Origin of the sequence: Corynebacterium sp. HMSC067D03, assembly GCF_001811185.1 — a bacterium.
Classification (GTDB): domain Bacteria; phylum Actinomycetota; class Actinomycetes; order Mycobacteriales; family Mycobacteriaceae; genus Corynebacterium; species Corynebacterium coyleae.
The window spans coordinates 119,332-136,060 of the sequence record NZ_KV803842.1 but is presented as its reverse complement, the minus strand read 5'-3'; the positions used below and the strand labels follow the sequence as shown (position 1 = coordinate 136,060).

18 protein-coding genes are annotated in these 16,729 nt (G+C 62.4%); 7 read left to right on the top strand and 11 right to left on the bottom strand.

Annotation, left to right across the window (positions count from 1 at the left end; translation table 11 throughout):
• The first annotated feature begins 92 nt into the window (after positions 1–92).
• Positions 93–1,046, top strand: coding sequence for a GNAT family N-acetyltransferase (locus HMPREF2785_RS10320; protein WP_070484265.1), 954 nt, complete (start codon positions 93–95; stop codon positions 1,044–1,046).
• A 9-nt stretch (positions 1,047–1,055) separates the two neighbouring features.
• On the opposite strand, the gene HMPREF2785_RS10315 is transcribed toward HMPREF2785_RS10320, so the two are convergent.
• Together HMPREF2785_RS10315 and HMPREF2785_RS10310 are read right to left on the bottom strand one after the other, a co-directional pair.
• Entirely contained in the window at positions 1,056–2,060 is a 1,005-nt protein-coding gene (locus HMPREF2785_RS10315) for a bile acid:sodium symporter family protein (protein ID WP_070484268.1), read from the bottom strand.
• A 75-nt stretch (positions 2,061–2,135) separates the two neighbouring features.
• A complete protein-coding gene (locus tag HMPREF2785_RS10310; RefSeq protein WP_141740860.1) occupies positions 2,136–2,387 on the bottom strand; it encodes a hypothetical protein in 252 nt (83 codons plus the stop codon).
• A gap of 58 nt (positions 2,388–2,445) precedes the next feature.
• Here HMPREF2785_RS10310 and nadA point away from each other — a divergent pair, with 58 nt between their 5' ends.
• The gene (gene nadA / locus HMPREF2785_RS10305; protein ID WP_371325707.1) at positions 2,446–3,486 is read left to right on the top strand and encodes a quinolinate synthase NadA; all 1,041 of its coding nucleotides are present in this window, start codon (positions 2,446–2,448) and stop codon (positions 3,484–3,486) included.
• Between the two features lie 6 nt (positions 3,487–3,492).
• Positions 3,493–4,368: a carboxylating nicotinate-nucleotide diphosphorylase gene (gene nadC / locus HMPREF2785_RS10300; RefSeq protein ID WP_070422988.1), complete on the top strand. Its 876-nt coding sequence runs from the start codon at positions 3,493–3,495 to the stop codon at positions 4,366–4,368.
• Between the two features lie 10 nt (positions 4,369–4,378).
• Here the strand turns inward: nadC and HMPREF2785_RS10295 are convergent, their stop codons facing one another.
• From HMPREF2785_RS10295 to gatC, 6 genes are all read right to left on the bottom strand, one after another.
• Positions 4,379–4,960 carry a GNAT family N-acetyltransferase gene (locus tag HMPREF2785_RS10295; RefSeq protein ID WP_070422989.1) on the bottom strand — a complete coding sequence of 194 codons (582 nt, stop codon included), beginning with the start codon at positions 4,958–4,960 and terminating at the stop codon, positions 4,379–4,381.
• A gap of 125 nt (positions 4,961–5,085) precedes the next feature.
• The gene (locus HMPREF2785_RS10290) at positions 5,086–5,604 is read right to left on the bottom strand and encodes a mismatch-specific DNA-glycosylase (RefSeq protein ID WP_070422990.1); all 519 of its coding nucleotides are present in this window, start codon (positions 5,602–5,604) and stop codon (positions 5,086–5,088) included.
• Between the two features lie 18 nt (positions 5,605–5,622).
• Positions 5,623–6,654 (bottom strand): ATP-dependent 6-phosphofructokinase, encoded by a 1,032-nt coding sequence (locus HMPREF2785_RS10285; RefSeq protein ID WP_070484362.1) that lies wholly within the window; start codon positions 6,652–6,654, stop codon positions 5,623–5,625.
• A 10-nt stretch (positions 6,655–6,664) separates the two neighbouring features.
• The gene (locus tag HMPREF2785_RS10280) at positions 6,665–7,951 is read right to left on the bottom strand and encodes an MFS transporter (RefSeq protein ID WP_246815356.1); all 1,287 of its coding nucleotides are present in this window, start codon (positions 7,949–7,951) and stop codon (positions 6,665–6,667) included.
• Positions 7,952–7,973: 22 nt separating this feature from the next.
• Positions 7,974–9,455 (bottom strand): Asp-tRNA(Asn)/Glu-tRNA(Gln) amidotransferase subunit GatA, encoded by a 1,482-nt coding sequence (gene gatA / locus HMPREF2785_RS10275; protein WP_070615340.1) that lies wholly within the window; start codon positions 9,453–9,455, stop codon positions 7,974–7,976.
• Positions 9,456–9,458: 3 nt separating this feature from the next.
• Positions 9,459–9,758, bottom strand: coding sequence for an Asp-tRNA(Asn)/Glu-tRNA(Gln) amidotransferase subunit GatC (gene gatC, locus HMPREF2785_RS10270; protein ID WP_070422994.1), 300 nt, complete (start codon positions 9,756–9,758; stop codon positions 9,459–9,461).
• 101 nt (positions 9,759–9,859) lie between these two features.
• Between gatC and HMPREF2785_RS10265 the strand changes: the two genes are divergently transcribed.
• Entirely contained in the window at positions 9,860–10,525 is a 666-nt protein-coding gene (locus tag HMPREF2785_RS10265; RefSeq protein WP_070615337.1) for an ACT domain-containing protein, read from the top strand.
• Between the two features lie 42 nt (positions 10,526–10,567).
• Here HMPREF2785_RS10265 and ligA read toward each other — a convergent pair whose 3' ends face one another.
• Positions 10,568–12,595: an NAD-dependent DNA ligase LigA gene (ligA, locus tag HMPREF2785_RS10260; protein WP_070615406.1), complete on the bottom strand. Its 2,028-nt coding sequence runs from the start codon at positions 12,593–12,595 to the stop codon at positions 10,568–10,570.
• Positions 12,596–12,723: 128 nt separating this feature from the next.
• Here ligA and HMPREF2785_RS12020 point away from each other — a divergent pair, with 128 nt between their 5' ends.
• From HMPREF2785_RS12020 to HMPREF2785_RS10250, 3 genes are read left to right on the top strand one after another with little or no spacing between them, the layout of a single operon-like run.
• Positions 12,724–12,888 carry a hypothetical protein gene (locus tag HMPREF2785_RS12020; RefSeq protein WP_168163596.1) on the top strand — a complete coding sequence of 55 codons (165 nt, stop codon included), beginning with the start codon at positions 12,724–12,726 and terminating at the stop codon, positions 12,886–12,888.
• A gap of 38 nt (positions 12,889–12,926) precedes the next feature.
• Entirely contained in the window at positions 12,927–13,499 is a 573-nt protein-coding gene (locus HMPREF2785_RS10255) for a Fic family protein (RefSeq protein WP_168163597.1), read from the top strand.
• 45 nt (positions 13,500–13,544) lie between these two features.
• Positions 13,545–14,219 carry a 3'-5' exonuclease gene (locus HMPREF2785_RS10250; RefSeq protein WP_070423028.1) on the top strand — a complete coding sequence of 225 codons (675 nt, stop codon included), beginning with the start codon at positions 13,545–13,547 and terminating at the stop codon, positions 14,217–14,219.
• 7 nt (positions 14,220–14,226) lie between these two features.
• Here HMPREF2785_RS10250 and HMPREF2785_RS10245 read toward each other — a convergent pair whose 3' ends face one another.
• Both HMPREF2785_RS10245 and HMPREF2785_RS10240 read right to left on the bottom strand, forming a co-directional pair.
• The gene (locus HMPREF2785_RS10245) at positions 14,227–15,084 is read right to left on the bottom strand and encodes a uroporphyrinogen decarboxylase/cobalamine-independent methonine synthase family protein (protein ID WP_070569360.1); all 858 of its coding nucleotides are present in this window, start codon (positions 15,082–15,084) and stop codon (positions 14,227–14,229) included.
• 1,319 nt (positions 15,085–16,403) lie between these two features.
• Complete coding sequence (locus HMPREF2785_RS10240; protein ID WP_070569362.1) at positions 16,404–16,637, bottom strand: hypothetical protein; 234 nt, start codon at positions 16,635–16,637, stop codon at positions 16,404–16,406.
• Between the last annotated feature and the right edge of the window lie 92 nt (positions 16,638–16,729).

The following is a 16,729-nucleotide window of genomic DNA, read 5'->3' as shown; positions in this document are numbered from 1 at the left end:
TCTACTGCCCTACCCGATTCGCTCGCGCTCCAGCTCGCCGTGGCGAAATTTACCTAAGATAAAAACTTCCCTCAGACGGAAAGGCACTAACGATGACGAACGCATTGCTTGCCCAAATGGCGAGTGCTTATGCGGCCTGGATGCCCAGCCAGCTGCGCGACTGGTACTCGCAAGACGAACGCCTCCGCCTCGCGACGGAGGAGATGCGCCCGCAAGCAGAGCATGTGGCTAACGACGAGTTCGGCGCCGGATTCCGCGATCACCTCAACAGCATCGGCGGGCCGACCGTAGAGGACCCGCTTGCGTGGGCGAACCGACGCGTCGAGTTTGCCGACGGGCACTGGTGCGTCGCCGGCATCCGCTTTTTGGGGCTGGATCCCAAGAAGCCGTTTGTGCATGTCGTCGCTACGTCCGTATCACCGCAGTACGACGGGTTAGCACCGTATGCAGCACAGTTGCACCGCGAGTTCGCTGATTTTGCGCCGGTTGCAATCCGGTTCGAATTGCCCAACCCGCCGGAGAGCGCCGATGTGGATCAGTGGATCGTTGCTGGCCTCGTCTCCGAACTGCGCGCTGCACCACGCCGTCCGCAGAGCCACCTGGTGCGTCTCGTTCCAGCAGCCCCCGAGGAGATGACGGGTTACGCAGATGAGGTGCTGGGCAACGTCGTGAAGCAAACGCCCGACGTGGCGACCTGGACCGAAGCAGCGACACTGCCGCAGTTGCAAAGTTGCGCAGAAACAGGCGCACTGTACGCAGTGGAAGTTGGAGGCCAACGCGCCGGCGTTATCGCCGCAGCGCGCGACGACGCCAACGGGATGCGCGGGTTTCAGGTCTACGAGAATCTTCTCGACGACCACGCGCGCGGCCGCGGCCTCGCCCCCGCCGCCATGCAGCACCTGTGCGACGTTCTTCCCGCGCACCCCGGCGATACGTTGTGGGGAACGATTCATGCGGGCAATGGGCCGTCGCTAGGCAATGCGCTCGCTGTCGGGCGTAAAAAGATCGCCGCGTTCGTGTGGGTGGCACGTCGCGGCGACTTGTAGTGGATGGCCCTAGACCACCATGGGTTCTGCGGCAGGCGCTGCTGGGTTCTCGGCACGCTTCGCGCGGTCATCGCGAAGACGCATGACCATAGCGAAGATCCCGCCCGACAGGGTGTGCCAGACCGAGAAGATGACACCCGGCAGCGCGGCAAGCGGGGTCATGTACTGCACCGCGAGCGTGGCGGCGAGGCCAGAATTTTGCATGCCGACTTCCACCGCGATGGTGCGCGATGCAGATTCTGTTTGCTTGGTCCCCTTGCCGGTGAAGTAGCCAAGCGCGTAGCCGAGCAGGTTGTGGATCATCACAGCTACCAAGACAAGCAGACCCGCTTCGACGATCTTGTCGCGGGACCCAGAGACGATGATCGCGACGATCGCCCCAATGGCGACGACAGAAATCCACGGAAGCGCCGGCAAGATCGCTTGGGCGATCTTCGGTAGGAAGAACGTAATCGCGAGGCCGAGCAGGACCGGAAGCAGCACCATCTTGACCGTGGAGATCGCCATCGAACCAGCACTTACTGGCAGGTACTGCCCCGCCAACCACAGGGTGAGCAGTGGCGTGAAGATCGGCGCGAGCAGCGTGGACACCGTGGTCATCGCCACCGACAGCGCCACATCACCGCGTGACAAGTAGGTCACCACGTTGGAGGTCGTGCCGCCCGGGGCGCAGCCGACGAGGATGACACCAGCTGCGATTTCCGGTGGCAGATTCAGCATCCACGTAATGAGCACCGCCAGTACCGGCATGATGACAAACTGCGCGATCACGCCAATGAGGACAGGCATTGGACGCTTGGCGATGATTGCAAAGTCAGCGACCTTCAACGTCAGCCCCATACCGAACATGACCACACCCAGAAGCCAGGTTGTCCACCCGGTAATCGGTGCGACGACAGACGGGGTGAAGTACCCGATGCAACCGCCGACAACGACGAGGATCGGGAAGACAACAGAGGCGATCAGGGCCGAACGATCTTCGGCGGTGGTCGCCCCACTACTCGATTGACTCATGGCGTGAGATCCTACTCTCACACTATGGACACTCGGGGAGGTTTTGGAGAATACGTTAGGAAACCCCAGCGTGGCTTAGGTAAACATCGCCTTTGCGGTGGCGTAGCCCAACGCGTAACCAAGGGCGTTGTGGAGCTCGACCACGAGCAGGACGACGAGGCCGGCCTGGGCGAGTTTGTCGCGGCTACCGGCCACGACAATGGGGACGATGATTGCGATCGCGATGACCGAGCCCCACGGCAGCACCAGCACAACCGCCGCCACAAGACGCGGTGCGACGAGACGGACGAGGAGGCCGAGGCCGACCGGCAGAATGACCATTTTCACGATCGATCACGCCATTGGGCCTGCACTGACATCCATGTGCTCACCGGCCAGCCAGCGTGTGAGTAGCGCGGTGAAAATCCGGGCGAGCAGCGTGGAAAACCGATGTCATCGTCACCGACAGAGCGCCCCGGACTACATTGGGCGTATGTGGATCGATGAAGTACGCAAACTTAAGCGCGAACGAAACGCCGTCATTCTGGCGCATAATTATCAGATCCCGGAGATCCAGGACATCGCCGACTTCACCGGCGATTCACTCGCGCTATCTCGTATCGCCGCCGACACCGACGCAGACGTGATCGTGTTCTGCGGTGTGCACTTTATGGCGGAAAGCGCCAAGATCCTCAGCCCCGACAAAACGGTGCTCATCCCGGACCAAGATGCCGGATGCTCGCTGGCGGACTCCATCACCGCTACGCAACTTCAGCAATGGAAGGACGAACATCCTGGTGCGGTCGTCGTCAGTTATGTGAATACCACCGCCGATGTCAAGGCCTTTACGGACGTCTGCTGCACCTCCTCGAACGCCGTTGAAGTGGTGGAATCCATCGATCCGGACCGTGAGATCCTCTTTTGCCCCGACCAGTTCCTCGGCGCCCACGTGAAGCGCCTGACCGGCCGCGAGAACATCCGTATCTGGGCGGGCGAATGCCACGTCCACGCAGGAATCAACGGCAAGGAGCTTGCGGAGCAAGCGTCGGCGCACCCCGATGCGCCGCTGTATATCCACCCAGAATGCGGTTGTGCGAATTCCGCAATCTTCCTCGCTGGCGAAGGAGTGATCCAACCGGAGCGTGTGCACATGCTATCCACCGGCGGGATGCTCGACCAAGCAGACCGCGACACAGAAGGAACTGTGCTCGTAGCCACCGAAGTGGGAATGCTACACCAGTTGCGAAAGCGGGCTCCGCTGGCGGATTTCCAGCCCGTGAACCCCCAAGCTAGTTGCCGGTACATGAAGATGATCACCCCAGAAAAGCTGGTTCGCAGCCTGCGTGACCTCCGCGACGAGATAACCGTGCCCGAGGACGTCGCGGCGAAGGCGCGCCAGTCATTGGAGCGGATGATCGCGATCGGCACACCGGGAAGCGGTGAATAGACACCGATGACAACGCCTGCTCAGCCGATCTTCCCTCCACTGAATAAGGAGGCCATACAGCGACTCATCCGTCTCGGTCTCGCGGAGGACTTCGCTCATGGCCCCGACGCCACATCCGTGGCGACAATCGACATGGACGCGGTTCTTACTGCACAGGTGGTCCCCCGCCAGGACGGGACCGTCGCGGGAATCGACGTTGTGGGATGGACTATGCGCGAGATTTCCCCCGCCGTCGACGTGTCTGTGCACGCCGCCGACGGCGATCGAGTGACGGCCGGTGACTGTCTTGCTACGGTGTCCGGCCCGGCGCGCGCCATTCTGTCGGCGGAACGGACTGCATTGAATCTGCTCACCTACGCTAGCGGCATCGCGACCGCGACTTCTGCGTGGACGGAGGCTATTTCCGACACTCGGGCGCGGGTGAGGGATTCCCGGAAAACGCTTCCCGGCTACCGCGATTTGGCGAAATACGCCGTGCGTTGCGGCGGAGGTGTCAACCACCGCATGAGTCTGGGTGACGCGGCACTGATCAAGGACAACCACGTCGCGAGCGTCGGTAGCGCAGCCGACGCATATCGACGCACGGCCAACGCATTCCCAGGCCTCCCCCTTGAGGTCGAAGTGGATGACCTAGATCAGCTCACCGAGGTCCTGGAATTGAAGCCGACTCTGGTCATGCTGGACAATTTTGAAGTGGAAGACACGCGGGTGGCAGTCGCCCGGCGAGATGCACTGTCCCCAGCGACGATGCTCGAATCCTCGGGTGGCTTGACGCTTGATCGCGCCCGCGCCTACGCGGACACGGGCGTTGAATTCCTCGCCGTCGGCGCGCTCACGCATTCGGTCACCATCCTGGATATTGGCCTCGACGCGCTGACCTGACCTCGGCGGATCACCTGTTCAGGCGGGCCTTGAGCGAGGTCTTCACTTCCGCCCATTCAATGTCCAGGATGGAGTAGACGCATGTGTCGCGCACGAGACCGCTGGCGAGAATTTTGTGGCGGCGTAACACTCCATCGAGCTTCGCGCCGAGTCTTTCGATAGCCGCACGCGACTGGCGGTTCATGTAGTGCGTACGGATCTCTACGCGCAGGCAGCCGAGGTCCTCGAACGCGCGCTGAAGCAGGAGCAGCTTCGCCGCCGTGTTGAACTTTCCGCCCTGGGCGTTTTTGGCAATCCAGGTCGATCCGATCTCGATGTTGCGATTGGTCGGATCCGGGTGCAGGAACGTCGTCACGCCGATCGCCGATCCTTCCGGTTCGACAATCGCCCACGGCGCGCGCACCCCGCGGTGCTGATCAGCGAGATACGTCTCGATGTACTCGGGCACTCCCCCCGGTGTCGGAATGTGGTCCTGGTACCACAAACTCGACAGATCCCCGACGCAGGCGGCAAGGGCTTCCGCGTGCTGCAGGCCAAGGGGCTCGAGAGTGACCCACTCATTGCTCAAGGTGGGGTTGTCGCAGAAATTCAACGGTGCCTCCGAAAATAGTGAACGAGGGGCATGAGAGCGCCCCAGCTGTAAACCTAGGTGATCATCGCCCTGCCGGTAGCGTGTCAGCGCCCGTGAACGGCGCACGGCGATCGCACCATCGGCCGTCAAAGCGGCGCTGTCGCCTCCCAGACCTCCCGGTAGCTCTCAGCGAGCGTGGCCACGGTCTCGTGCGCGTTGAGCCCGCTGGGGTTGCCCACCACCCACACCGGCACTCCGGCGAGGGTTTCGGGTTGAAGACCGCGGGTGGCCTTTGGTCGTCGATAAGCATCGCGGTACGCCCCGATTCCAGCGAACATCACAGCTCTGGGCTGATGCTTTTCGACGACACTCCGCACCACCTCACCTCCCTCCACGAGCTCCGCCTTGGAAAGGTCCGACGCTTTCGGCGTCATGCGCCCCACCAGGTTGGTAAACCCGATGCCGCGCTCGTTGAGCATGGCCGCGTCTTCCTCCGATAACCCCTCATTGGCGTGGACACGGTATGGGGTGATGCCTGCGGCCTCCAACGCCGGCCAGAAGCGATTGCCCGGGTAGGCAAACGGCGCGTCCACCTCCTCGGTGAGGCGGCCGGGGTTGATGCCGACGATGAGCAGGCGGCAGGGGTTAGGAATGCGGTTTTTCATAGAGTGCGCGTCCGGGTGCTATGTGAACATCGCTTTCGCGGTGGCGTAGCGTCGCTCCGGGACCGTTTTGAGTTGCGCTACCGCATCCTCCAGCGCGACAAGTTCAATGTCTTCGCCGTGCAAGGCCACACAGCTGCCAAAGTTGCCGTCGTGAGCTGCGCGGGTGGCGTGCACACCGTATCGGGTGGCCAACACGCGGTCGTAGGCGGTCGGCGTGCCGCCGCGTTGGATGTGGCCAAGCACTGTGGTGCGTACGTCGTAGCCGAGGCGCTTCTTCACCTCGTCGCCAATGATCTGGCCCATGCCATTGAAGGTTTTGTGGCCAAACTCGTCTTCCTCGCCAAGCCCGGCGTCCATCGTGCCCTCCTTGGGCACCGCGCCTTCGGCGACGACGATGATGCCGTACTTCTCCCCCATCTGGAAGCGGCGTTCCATGGCTTTGCAGATCTCCGCAATATCGAACGGCTCCTCGGGGATCACGGTGTAGTGTGCACCACCCGCCATGCCAGCATGCAGGGCGATCCAGCCGACGTGGCGGCCCATGACCTCCACGATCAGGATGCGGTTGTGGGATTCGGCTGTGGTGTGCAGGCGGTCGATCGCGTCGGTGGCCACGGAGACTGCGGTGTCGAACCCGAAGGTGTAGTCCGTGGCAGCCACGTCGTTGTCAATGGTCTTGGGCACGCCCACGACCGGGATGCCGTTGTCGGAGAGCCACTTCGCGCCCTTGAGTGTGCCCTCGCCGCCAATGGCAATGAGCGCATCGATGCCGGCGTCGTCCAAGTTCGCCTTAATCGTGTCGATGCCAGCCTTGAACTTGTCCGGGTGCAGTCGCCCGGTGCCTAGGATCGTGCCGCCGCGCAGAAGCAGGGAGTCCATGTAGGCGTCGTCGTAAAGATCGACCCTGCGGTCCTCCATCAAACCGACCCAACCGTCGCGGTAACCGACGACGGTGGAGCCGTATTCGGTGTTCGCGGTGCGGACCACACCGCGGATAACGGCGTTTAGTCCGGGGCAATCTCCTCCAGAGGTCAACGTGGCAAGTCGCATGCACGCCAGCCTAGCGCGCTGCGCCTGCCACTGCCCGCGGCGCAATGCGTATCGACGACACCACACCCACCACCATTGCCACAACCGGCAACATCAGCGCCTTCGACGCCGTCACATCGATCTCCCCGGAGGCGAGCACTGCCCCCACAAGTGCCACGCCGAGCACGCTGCCTACCTGGCGTGCGGTGTTGTACAACCCGGACGCTGCACCGGTCTGTCCCTCGGTGATGCCGCGCATGGTGACAGCAGCATTCGGTGCCCACACGAACGCGCCGCCAATACCCAGCAGCGCCGTGACTGCGGTGAACCACCACAGGCTAGCGCCGGCGTTGATGAGCGCGATCGCCAGCACCAGCGCCACAGCGCTGAGCGTGAACCCGATCGCGCAGAGTTTGCCGGGGTTGCGCCGATCCGTCAGGTAGCCGGCCACCGGCGTGAGCACCAGCGCGAGCACCGACATCGGTGCTGTGATCAGGCCCGCCGCCGAGGGCGAGGCCCCTGCGACCGTCTGCAGCCAGTACATCAGCGGGATAAACATCGAGGCGACAGTGAACCCCATGGAGGCCACGCCGAGCGTGCCCAGTGAAAAGGCGCGGTCCGAAAGGAGCTCGATTGGTAGGAACCCGTCATCGGTGCCGTTGCGTGCCGAGAGCACAAGCACGCCCAGCAGCAGCACACCGAACAGGATCGAGGGCCAATAGCCGAACTGGATGCCGTAGACCAACAGCCCAAGCCCGCCGAAGGACAGCACGATCGGTAATAAGGTGACCCGCTCCCCTGTCGTCGTTAATCGCGGCAGCGCAATGACACCGGCGACCAGCGCAACCGCCCCGAGCCCCGCCTGGGCGTAAAACGCCGCACGCCATCCCTGGGATTGCGCAATCGCACCCCCAACCACCGGCCCGATGAGTGAGGCCACCGAGCCGATCACGCCCCATACGGCGAACGCGCGGCCTTGCTTGTCGTCGGCAAACACGCGTGGGATCAGCCCGAAGGCCTGCGGTAAGAACACCGCGGCGCCGAAGCCCTGGAGCGCACGCGCGACGATCAGGGAACCGAACGACCACGACGCGCCCGCTAGTGCCAGCGCCGCAACATAGACGGTCAGGCCGGCGAGGAACATGCGTCGCTGCCCGAAGGCGTCGCCAAGCCGTCCAGTGGCCGGCATGGGCGCGACCGTGCACAGCAAGTACACACTGGTCAGCCACACCGCGCTGCCTACCTCGTACGGCAGAAGCGGGGTGATCACGGGCATAAAGCCCTGATCAATCAGGACAAGAAAATACCCCGCAGCCAAGGCTGCGAGGGTATTCCAGGGATTAACGGCCGGCTTCAAATGCGGCACCCACGCGGTAGAGGCGTGCGTCCTCGAACGCCGGGGCGATCAACTGCAGACCAACCGGAAGGTCGGTATCGGAGGCGTTGCCCGCCGGAACCGACATGCCCGGCAAACCAGCCAGGTTCAGCGGCAGCGTGAACAGGTCGAAGTTGTACATGGCCAACGGGTCATCGACCTTTTCACCCAACTTGAAGGCGGTCGACGGCACAGACGGTGCGGCGATCACGTCGCAGCCCTCGAAGGCCTTGGCAAAGTCCTGGGCGATCAGGGTGCGCACACGCTGCGCCTGCAGGTAGTAGGCGTCGTAGTAGCCCACCGACAGCGCGTAGGTGCCGAGGATGATGCGGCGCTTGACCTCGCCGCCGAAGCCTTCGCCACGGGTGGCTGCCATGACTGCTTCAGCGGAGCGGGAGCCGTCGTCGCCGACGCGCAGGCCGTAACGCATGCCGTCGAAACGTGCGAGGTTCGAGCTCACCTCGGACATCTGGATGATGTAATACGCACCCATGACGTCGTCGAAGCTCGGGCAGTCGACCTCGACAATCTCAGCCCCCTGGCGCTCGAGCTGAGCGTAGGCGGCGTCGATGGCCTCCTTGACACCTTCCTGGGTGCCGGGGCGCTCGAACTGCTTCACGCGGCCAATCTTGACGCCCTTGAGGTCGCCGGACGCACCCTCACGAGCAGCGTCGGCACACGCCGGAACCTCGCGGTCCACAGAGGTGGCGTCGAACTCGTCGTGGCCAGCGATGATCTCGTGCAGCAGCGCAGTATCAAGCACATTGTTCGCGCACGGGCCGACCTGGTCAAGCGAGGACGCACAGGCGATCACGCCGTAGCGCGACACGCCACCGTAGGTCGGCTTCACGCCAACGGTGCCGGTCAGCGATGCCGGCTGGCGGATCGAGCCGCCCGTATCGGTACCGATGCCCAGCGGCGCCTCACCAGACGCAAGCGCCGCAGCGGTACCGCCACCGGAACCACCCGGGACGCGCTCCAGATCGTGCGGGTTCTTCGTCTGCTTGTACGCGGAGTTCTCCGTGGAAGAGCCCATGGCGAACTCATCCAGGTTGGTCTTGCCCAGAATCGGGATGCCAGCGGCGCGCAGCTTCGCCACCACGGTGGCGTCGTACGGACTCATGTAGCCCTCAAGCATCTTCGACGCAGCCGTCGTCGGCGCATCCGTGGTCACCAGCAAGTCCTTCAGTGCCAGCGGCACACCAGCGAGCGCAGACGCCGGCTCCTCGCCGTTCTTCACCTGCTCGTCGACCTTGTCGGCTGCAGCCAGAGCCTCTTCGGCGCCGACGTGCAGGAAGGCTCCCAGCTCGTCGTCAATCTCCGCGATACGGTCCAAAAATGCCTGAGTAACTTCGCGCGAGGTGACCTCGCCAGCCTGAATCATCGCCGCAAGTTCGTGCGCTGGCTTTGCGACGAGCCCCTCTGCCGGAATCGTGTACTGCGTCATCGTTTAGTCTCCCTCTCCGAGAATCTGCGGCACCATAAAGCGGTCGTCCTCCACAGCCGGTGCCTGATCCAGCGCCTGCTCCTGCGTCAGCACCTTCTTTTCCACATCGGCGCGCATACCGGCGTCGATGGAGTGCGGGTGGCTCATCGGGGTCACGCCCTCGGTGTCCACGCTTTGCACCTTCGACACTGCTTCCACAATCGTGTCCAGCTGCTGGGCAATCGTGTCCAGCTCCTCGTCTTTCAGCGCAATTCGCGCCAGGCGTGCGATGCGCGACACCTCGTCGCGTGAAATCTCAGCCACAGTCCCATCCCTTCGGCATAACGTGGGTTGCGATTAACGCGCCTTATCTTACGTCACGTCGTGCCACCGCCTCTCCACCCCCAGTTGCTATAAATAAGGCCATGTCGTACCTCATCCGCGTTTCACTCCCCGATGTGCCGGGCAGCCTCGGCCAGCTCGCTGAGGCGTTCGGCATCGTGGAGGCCGACATCAACTCCGTGGACATCGTCGAGTCCTCACTCGACGGCACCGTGACCGACGACATCGTGGTCACCCTGCCCACCGGAGTCATGGTGGACACCCTGATCACCGCCGTCGCATCCGTCGACGGCGCCGAAGTGGACTCGATCCGCCCCTTCACCGGGCGCGTCGACCGCCGCGGACAGATCCAGATGCTCGCCCAGATCGCGGCACATTCCGGCAAACAGGCCGACACGCTCGAAGAGTTGGTCAACGTCATGCCGAAGGCCGTCACCTCCTCCTGGGCGGTGGTGCTGAGCAACACCGACGCCGGTTTGGAGCGCGTCGCTGCCTCCTCCGCCGCGCCCGAGGATGACGGTTCCACCCCGCAGATGCCCGCAATCGAGGGCGCGCGCATCTTGCAGCCCGATTTCGACGAATGGGTGCCAGAGTCTTGGTTCCAGTTGGACACCGCCCTGACCGTGGCACCCCTGCACGGCACCGACCTCGTGCTCGTCGTCGGCCGTGTGGGCGGTCCCGATTTCTTGGCCTCCGAGGTGCGCGAGGTCGGCGATTTGGGCTACATCATCGGCGCGATCCTGAGCTAACCGCTCGCGACTAACGACGAGGCACATTGCCCGGCGCGCAACCTATGCAAGCGCGTCTGGGCCGCCCTCGAGCAGTTGCACGAACTGTTCCTCGGTAAGAATCGGCCTGCCCAGCTCTTCGGCTTTCGCTGCCTTGGAGCCGGCGTTTTCACCGACGACCACATAGTCGGTTTTCTTCGACACCGAGCCTGCCGCTTTGCCACCGCGGGACAAGATTGCTTCCTTGATTTCGTCGCGGGTAAAGCCCTCAAGCGTGCCCGTGGCCACGATGGTCAGCCCCTCCAGGGTCTGCGGGGCGCGTTCCTCTTCGTCGGACTCCATGGTCACGCCGGCGGCCGCCCAGCTATCGACGATCGCCTGGTGCCACTCCACCGTGAACCACTCCTTGAACGACTCCGCAATCACCTCGCCTACGCCGTCGGTTTCTGCCAGGTCTTCCACGGGGGCGTCGATAAGCGCCTGCATCGAGCGGAAGCGCGACGCGAGCGCGCGAGCCGCGGTGGGGCCGACATGGCGGATGGATAGCGCCACGATCACGCGCCACAGGTCGGCGTGCCGCGCGGTTTCCAGGTTGGCCAGGAGCTTCTTGCCGGAGGCGTTGACCTCGCCGTCCTTGCGGGTGTACACGCTGGACTTTTTCAGGTCCTCCTCGGTGAGGTCGAACAGCTTCGCTTCGTCCTCCAGCACCCCGGAGGCAATGAGGTCGACCGCGCCCTTCTCCCCGAGCGCCTCGATGTCGAAGGCACCGCGCGAGGCGATGTACTCCAAACGCGTGGCCAGCTGCGCCGGGCAGGAGCGGGTGTTCGGGCAGCGCCAGTCTGCATCACCCTCCTTCGCGGGGGCGAGCTTCGTGCCGCAGGCCGGGCAGTTTTCGGGGTAGACGAACTCGCGCTCGGTGCCGTCGCGAAGATCCGCAACCGGGCCTAGTACCTCCGGGATGATTTCGCCGGCCTTGCGCACCACCACGGTGTCGCCGATCATCACGCCCTTGCGCTTAACTTCGTGCTGGTTGTGCAGGGTTGCCATGGACACCGTCGAGCCTGAGACGAACACCGGCTCCAGCACCGCGTACGGCGTCGCGCGGCCCGTGCGCCCGACGGAGACCTCAATGTCGAGCAGTTTCGTGGTCACCTCCTGCGGCGGATACTTGTAGGCAATCGCCCAGCGCGGCGCGCGCGACGTCGCGCCAAGACCGCGCTGTTCAGCGACAGAATCCACCTTGACCACAAGCCCATCCATCTCGTGGATCGCATCATTGCGGTGCTCACCCCAGTACTTCACGGCCTTGAGCACATCGTCCGCAGTCTCTGCCCGGCGCGTGTACTCGGAGACCGGCAGGCCCCACTCGGCGAGTTTCTCGTACGCCTCGTGCTGGGTTGCCGGGTTGAAGCCTTCGCGCGCGCCGATGCCGTGGCAGATCATGCGCAGTTTGCGCTTCTTCACGTCCTCCGGATTCTTCTGGCGCAGGCCGCCGGCTGCGGTGTTGCGGGGGTTGGCGAATGGTTTGCCGCCTTCCTTTTGGCGCAACTCATTGAGTTCCGGGAAGTCCTCAGGCCGGATGAACACCTCGCCGCGCACCTCGAGGAACGCAGGTGCGTCGCCGGTGAGCTTGTGCGGGATGTCCTCGATGACGCGTGCGTTGGCGGTGATGTCCTCACCGGTGGTGCCGTCGCCACGCGTAGCTGCGCGGGTCAGTTCCCCGTTTTCGTAGATCAAATCGATGGACAGACCGTCGATCTTCAACTCCGTCAGGTACGGCCCCGGGGTCTTGTCCAGCCACTCGCGCATCTCCTCTTCGGAGAACACGTTGTCCAGGCTCATCATGCGCTCGGGGTGTGTCACGTCCGCGAACGCGGAATCGGCCGTCGGCGCACCGACTTGCTTGGTCGGCGAATCTGGCACCGCCAACTCCGGGTGCTCCTCCTCCATCTTCTGGAGGCGGCGGAACATCTCGTCGAACTCGGCGTCGGTAATCACCGGCTGGCCGTTGTAGTACAGGTCGCGGTGCTTGCGGACCTCTGCGGCTAGTTCGTCCCATTCACGGTGCAGATCAGCGGAAATTTCACTCACAAGGAGCAAGTGTAGGTGCTAAAACAATCTCTGCGTCGCTTGCAATCGGCCTCTCCAATTTCACCAGGTTGCATTCCACAAGGTAACCGAGCTGCTACTACAATGCGCTGGAAGAAGGGAGGCACACCATGACCGCAACACACGCACAATGCTTCGAAGCATCCAAGGCCTCGAACCGCGCCGCTCGTGCCTCAATGGCGCTTGAGGACCGGGCGGTTCCTAGCGACTACGAACCTTCCGAGCTTGAACAGCAAATTCTTTCCCGGCTTTTCGAGGAACGCGGATGGGGTTAGACCCCGGCTACGGCGAAACTCCGCTCGACGGAGATGAAATGAGTGCGCTCGAACCGGCGCTGCTCGAATACTTTGACCGTATCCCTGACAAGCTCACAATTCATAGCCTTGAACAGCAGACCCTTGCAGTTGCTCGTGCCCGGATGCTCGAGGTCATCGACAGTTCGGAACTTACTCTCGACGAGATACTGACAACATCGTTCCTTGTTGAGCTTCACCGCTTGCTATTTGGCGGCATCTGGACCTGGTCTGGTGCGTTCCGTCGCACTGGGCTCAATATCGGTGTTGATCCGCAGTTCATCTCCACTGAGTTACATGCTTCCTTCGGCAATCTTGGTTACCAAGCAGAGGCTTCGTTGCTCACAGCCAGGCAGCTAGGTATTGCAACCCACGCGGAATTAGTTCGAATCCATCCGTTCACTGATGGTAACGGGCGAGTCACCCGCCTCATGGCTGATCTCGTTTTTGCAGCGTCGCAGGATCTTCCTCATACACATGAGTACGACTGGAATCTGGATAAGACTTCGTACATCGATCTGTTGCGCACTTATGACCTCAATCGGGATCCGACTCCGCTCTCCAGGTTTATCGGAGTCCGCAAGCTCGATTAACGACTTTGGCTCACTCGTTTCGGCGCGCTCGTTACAATGACCGGCATGGCCACATTCGATGCCTCCCGCATGCTCTCCTTCGACCTGGAGACCACCTCCGCTAACCCGCGCGAGGCTCGCGTGGTCACGTCTGCGCTAGTGCGTATCGACGACGGCGTGGTCGACGCCAACGAAACCCTCGCCGATCCCGGGATTGAAATCCCCGAGGAAGCCGCCAAGGTGCACGGCATTACGACGGAGAAGGCGCGTGCGGAGGGTCGCGACCACGACGAGGTGGTGCGCGAGACGGTCGAGGCGATCAAGAAGGGCTGGGAAGACGGCCTGACACTCGTGGTGTTTAACGCCCCCTATGACCTGACGGTGCTGCGCAACCTCACCGGTGATTTCACCGTCACCGGCCCTGTGTTCGACCCGCTGGTGGTCGACCGGGCGAAGGACCGCTACCGCAAGGGCCCGCGCAACCTGACCGCGATGTGCGAGCACTACGGGGTGCGCATCGACAACGCCCACGAGGCAACCGCCGACGCGTTCGCCGCCGCACGTGTGGCGTGGATGCAGGTGCGCAAGGCCTACCCAGACCTCGCCGAGATGGAGTCTGGCGATCTTATGGAGTGGCAGGCCGTGGAGTACTTCCGCATGCAGACCGACCGCAAGAAGTATTTTGAGGCCAACGGTCGCGACGCCTCGGGTGTGCTCACCGCCTGGCCAATGCAGGGTTAAAGCGCTACTACTGGCTTGCCAGTTCTTCGTGCATCTCGCGAGCGGCAGCGTAGTTGCGTGCGCTCCCAAGAAGTGTGTCGGCCGGGTTGGCGTACACATCGATCTGGGTCTGTGCCGGGTCGATCTGTAACTCGTCGAACACGCGGTAGAGCTCGCGCGGCTGCATGGTCGGGATCGCGATGCGCGCCCCCGTATCGAGCAGACGTGCCAGTGCATCACGGTTGCAGGTGCGGGGGTCGGTGGTCTGCCACGGGGTGTCGTCGATAAGCACAGGTGTGTGCAACAGATGCTCGCCGAAGCGGTGCAGGGTCTCCTGTGGCTCAGGGATAGCCGGGATGGCTTCGTAGTCGGTCGCGCCTTTGAGCGTGCCAGCCATGACGTCGCCGAGGCGCGGCTCATCGAGTTGCAGCACCGTGGCGCCGAAGCGGCCGGCGACATCGCTGCGGTGCTGATTAGATGCTTCGAGCAGCGCGTCGGTGAGGTCGCGCAGCGCGCCGGGGTCCGTGATCATGCGGTGGCCGTTGGCCATCTCCACCTCGGCGGCGAGCGTGAACGGGCCGGCAAGCTGCACCTTGACCGTGTCTACCTTGCCGTGCCAGAGCTCCTCGAGGTGGTCGAGGTCGCGCGCCATGCGGTCGGCGTCTGCGCGCTTGCGGGCGGCAACGCGCCACCCGCGCGGGCCCGGCGCGATTGGGATTTCTAGCAGCGCTGCGGTGCGCCCAATGAGATCGGAGCCGACGCCGCGGTCCGGCAGTTGCGGGATGTGTGGCAGCGGCGACTCGGAAAGCACCACGTCCGCGGCTTGCGCGAGGTCGGTGCCGGGCAGGGGCCCGAGGCCGAACGCGGTGGTAGGAAGTGTTGTCACGGCGCTGATGTTACGCGGTAGCGCCTAGGCACTGCTCAACGCATAGTCTGACACGTCCCTGCTGCGCTACTTCTTTTGTCGCCCGATCGCGCCTTCGTCTGCTCCCACGCCCCGCCAACCGCTTTCTAGACCTGCCGACCTTTTGCATAATAGCACAAAAGGGCAGGTGGATCCTGTCGGAGATAGCCCACACCTCCCGGCTCAAACCGCGACCATTCCAGTTTTGGAGTAAGCGTCCGACATTTTATCGCGCTCGATTAAGTATTCGGTCTGAGTGCAGTCTTGACCAACGTAGTGGAACTCGAGGGTGTGTGCCCCCAATGGCGTTCTATCTTTCGTCCGGAGTCTTGCCCTCGGCACTGGCCTCAAGGCCACTGTTGAGGTATAGAAACGCTGTGGAATGCCCCCGTGGAACGTTCGGCGACTTCCCAAACCCTTGAAGTAGATAACCTCCCAGGAGGGGGGAGACGTCTATTGTCGGCAGTTGGACAAACGCGTTGTTCTACTCGGAGCCCGACGTAAAAAGAATGGTGTCTTCCCTGCTAAAGAAGATGGACTGCAGCTCCAGGGTAGAGCTCATAGCGCTCTCATTCTGAACGGCCTATATAGTTGGCGGACCCACACCGCTTAGTGCTCGAGTGAGCCCACCAACCTTTTCATAGTGCGAGTGTTTTGCACCCGACCTTGATTCAATCCTGGCACTCGGTGCTAGGACCATCCCCGGGAAAAGTTATACACAATTCGACGGGCTGCCTGCCACCCGGATTTTGTCAGAGCTACACCTGCGATAAGCCCAGCGATGCTTCCAAAGAATACAGAAGGGAACCAAGGCATATCAGTGTAAAAACGAAATATGCCAAGTGTCACTAAAAATCCGCAAATCGTTACCAATGAGCGCATGTTTTACCACCCTATGTAGGTTGAAAAGACGCCACCTGCACTGGCAATGCAGCTGATCGCAAGTCCTGGTCCAATTTTCTTAGCGAGGAACTTTACCAAGTCCCAGTAGGAAACTCTCTTCTCTAGAATTTCAGAATTTCCGGAATGGTATTATAACCGATTACGCCACCAGCACAACCAGCAATGCTTGCGGCAGCTGCACTAAGAACTCCCTTATCGTCTTGGTTCTCTGCGATCCTAGTCTGGACGGGTGGTCAAGTCCCGTGCAGTGGTGTAGCCGCCTAGCTTTCGGCTCGGTATGAAGTTGGGGGTTTTGGTTAGGCGGTTAGCTGGTGTTTGTTAGCCGTAGCTCTGGTTCGACTCGGCAACCGCCTGCATGATCAACGGTTTGAACTGCTCACGACGCGTGGTGCGCTGAGCTACGACACACTGGTGCTTGCCCTTGTGGTGATAAAACGTGAAATCAACAATGCCAACTTGGCTGCAGGCTTTTTGGTGGACAAACCGTGGGCGTCCGTGATGGCGACTACGCCCGCGACCTTCGCCGCCGTAGTGAGCGCACTGTCGCGGACGATCTCTTTTCCCCGGATGTCACCGCCCATGAGCACTTCAATAGTTGCGTCTTTGACTACCTGCAGCCTCGCGAACGTCATCAGGAAATTTTGCGGGCATCGGAATACCTTCCAGCCCCCAACACTCCAACGAAATGTCCGCGGTCCCTTTTCGGCGATAAACGAGGTGCGAC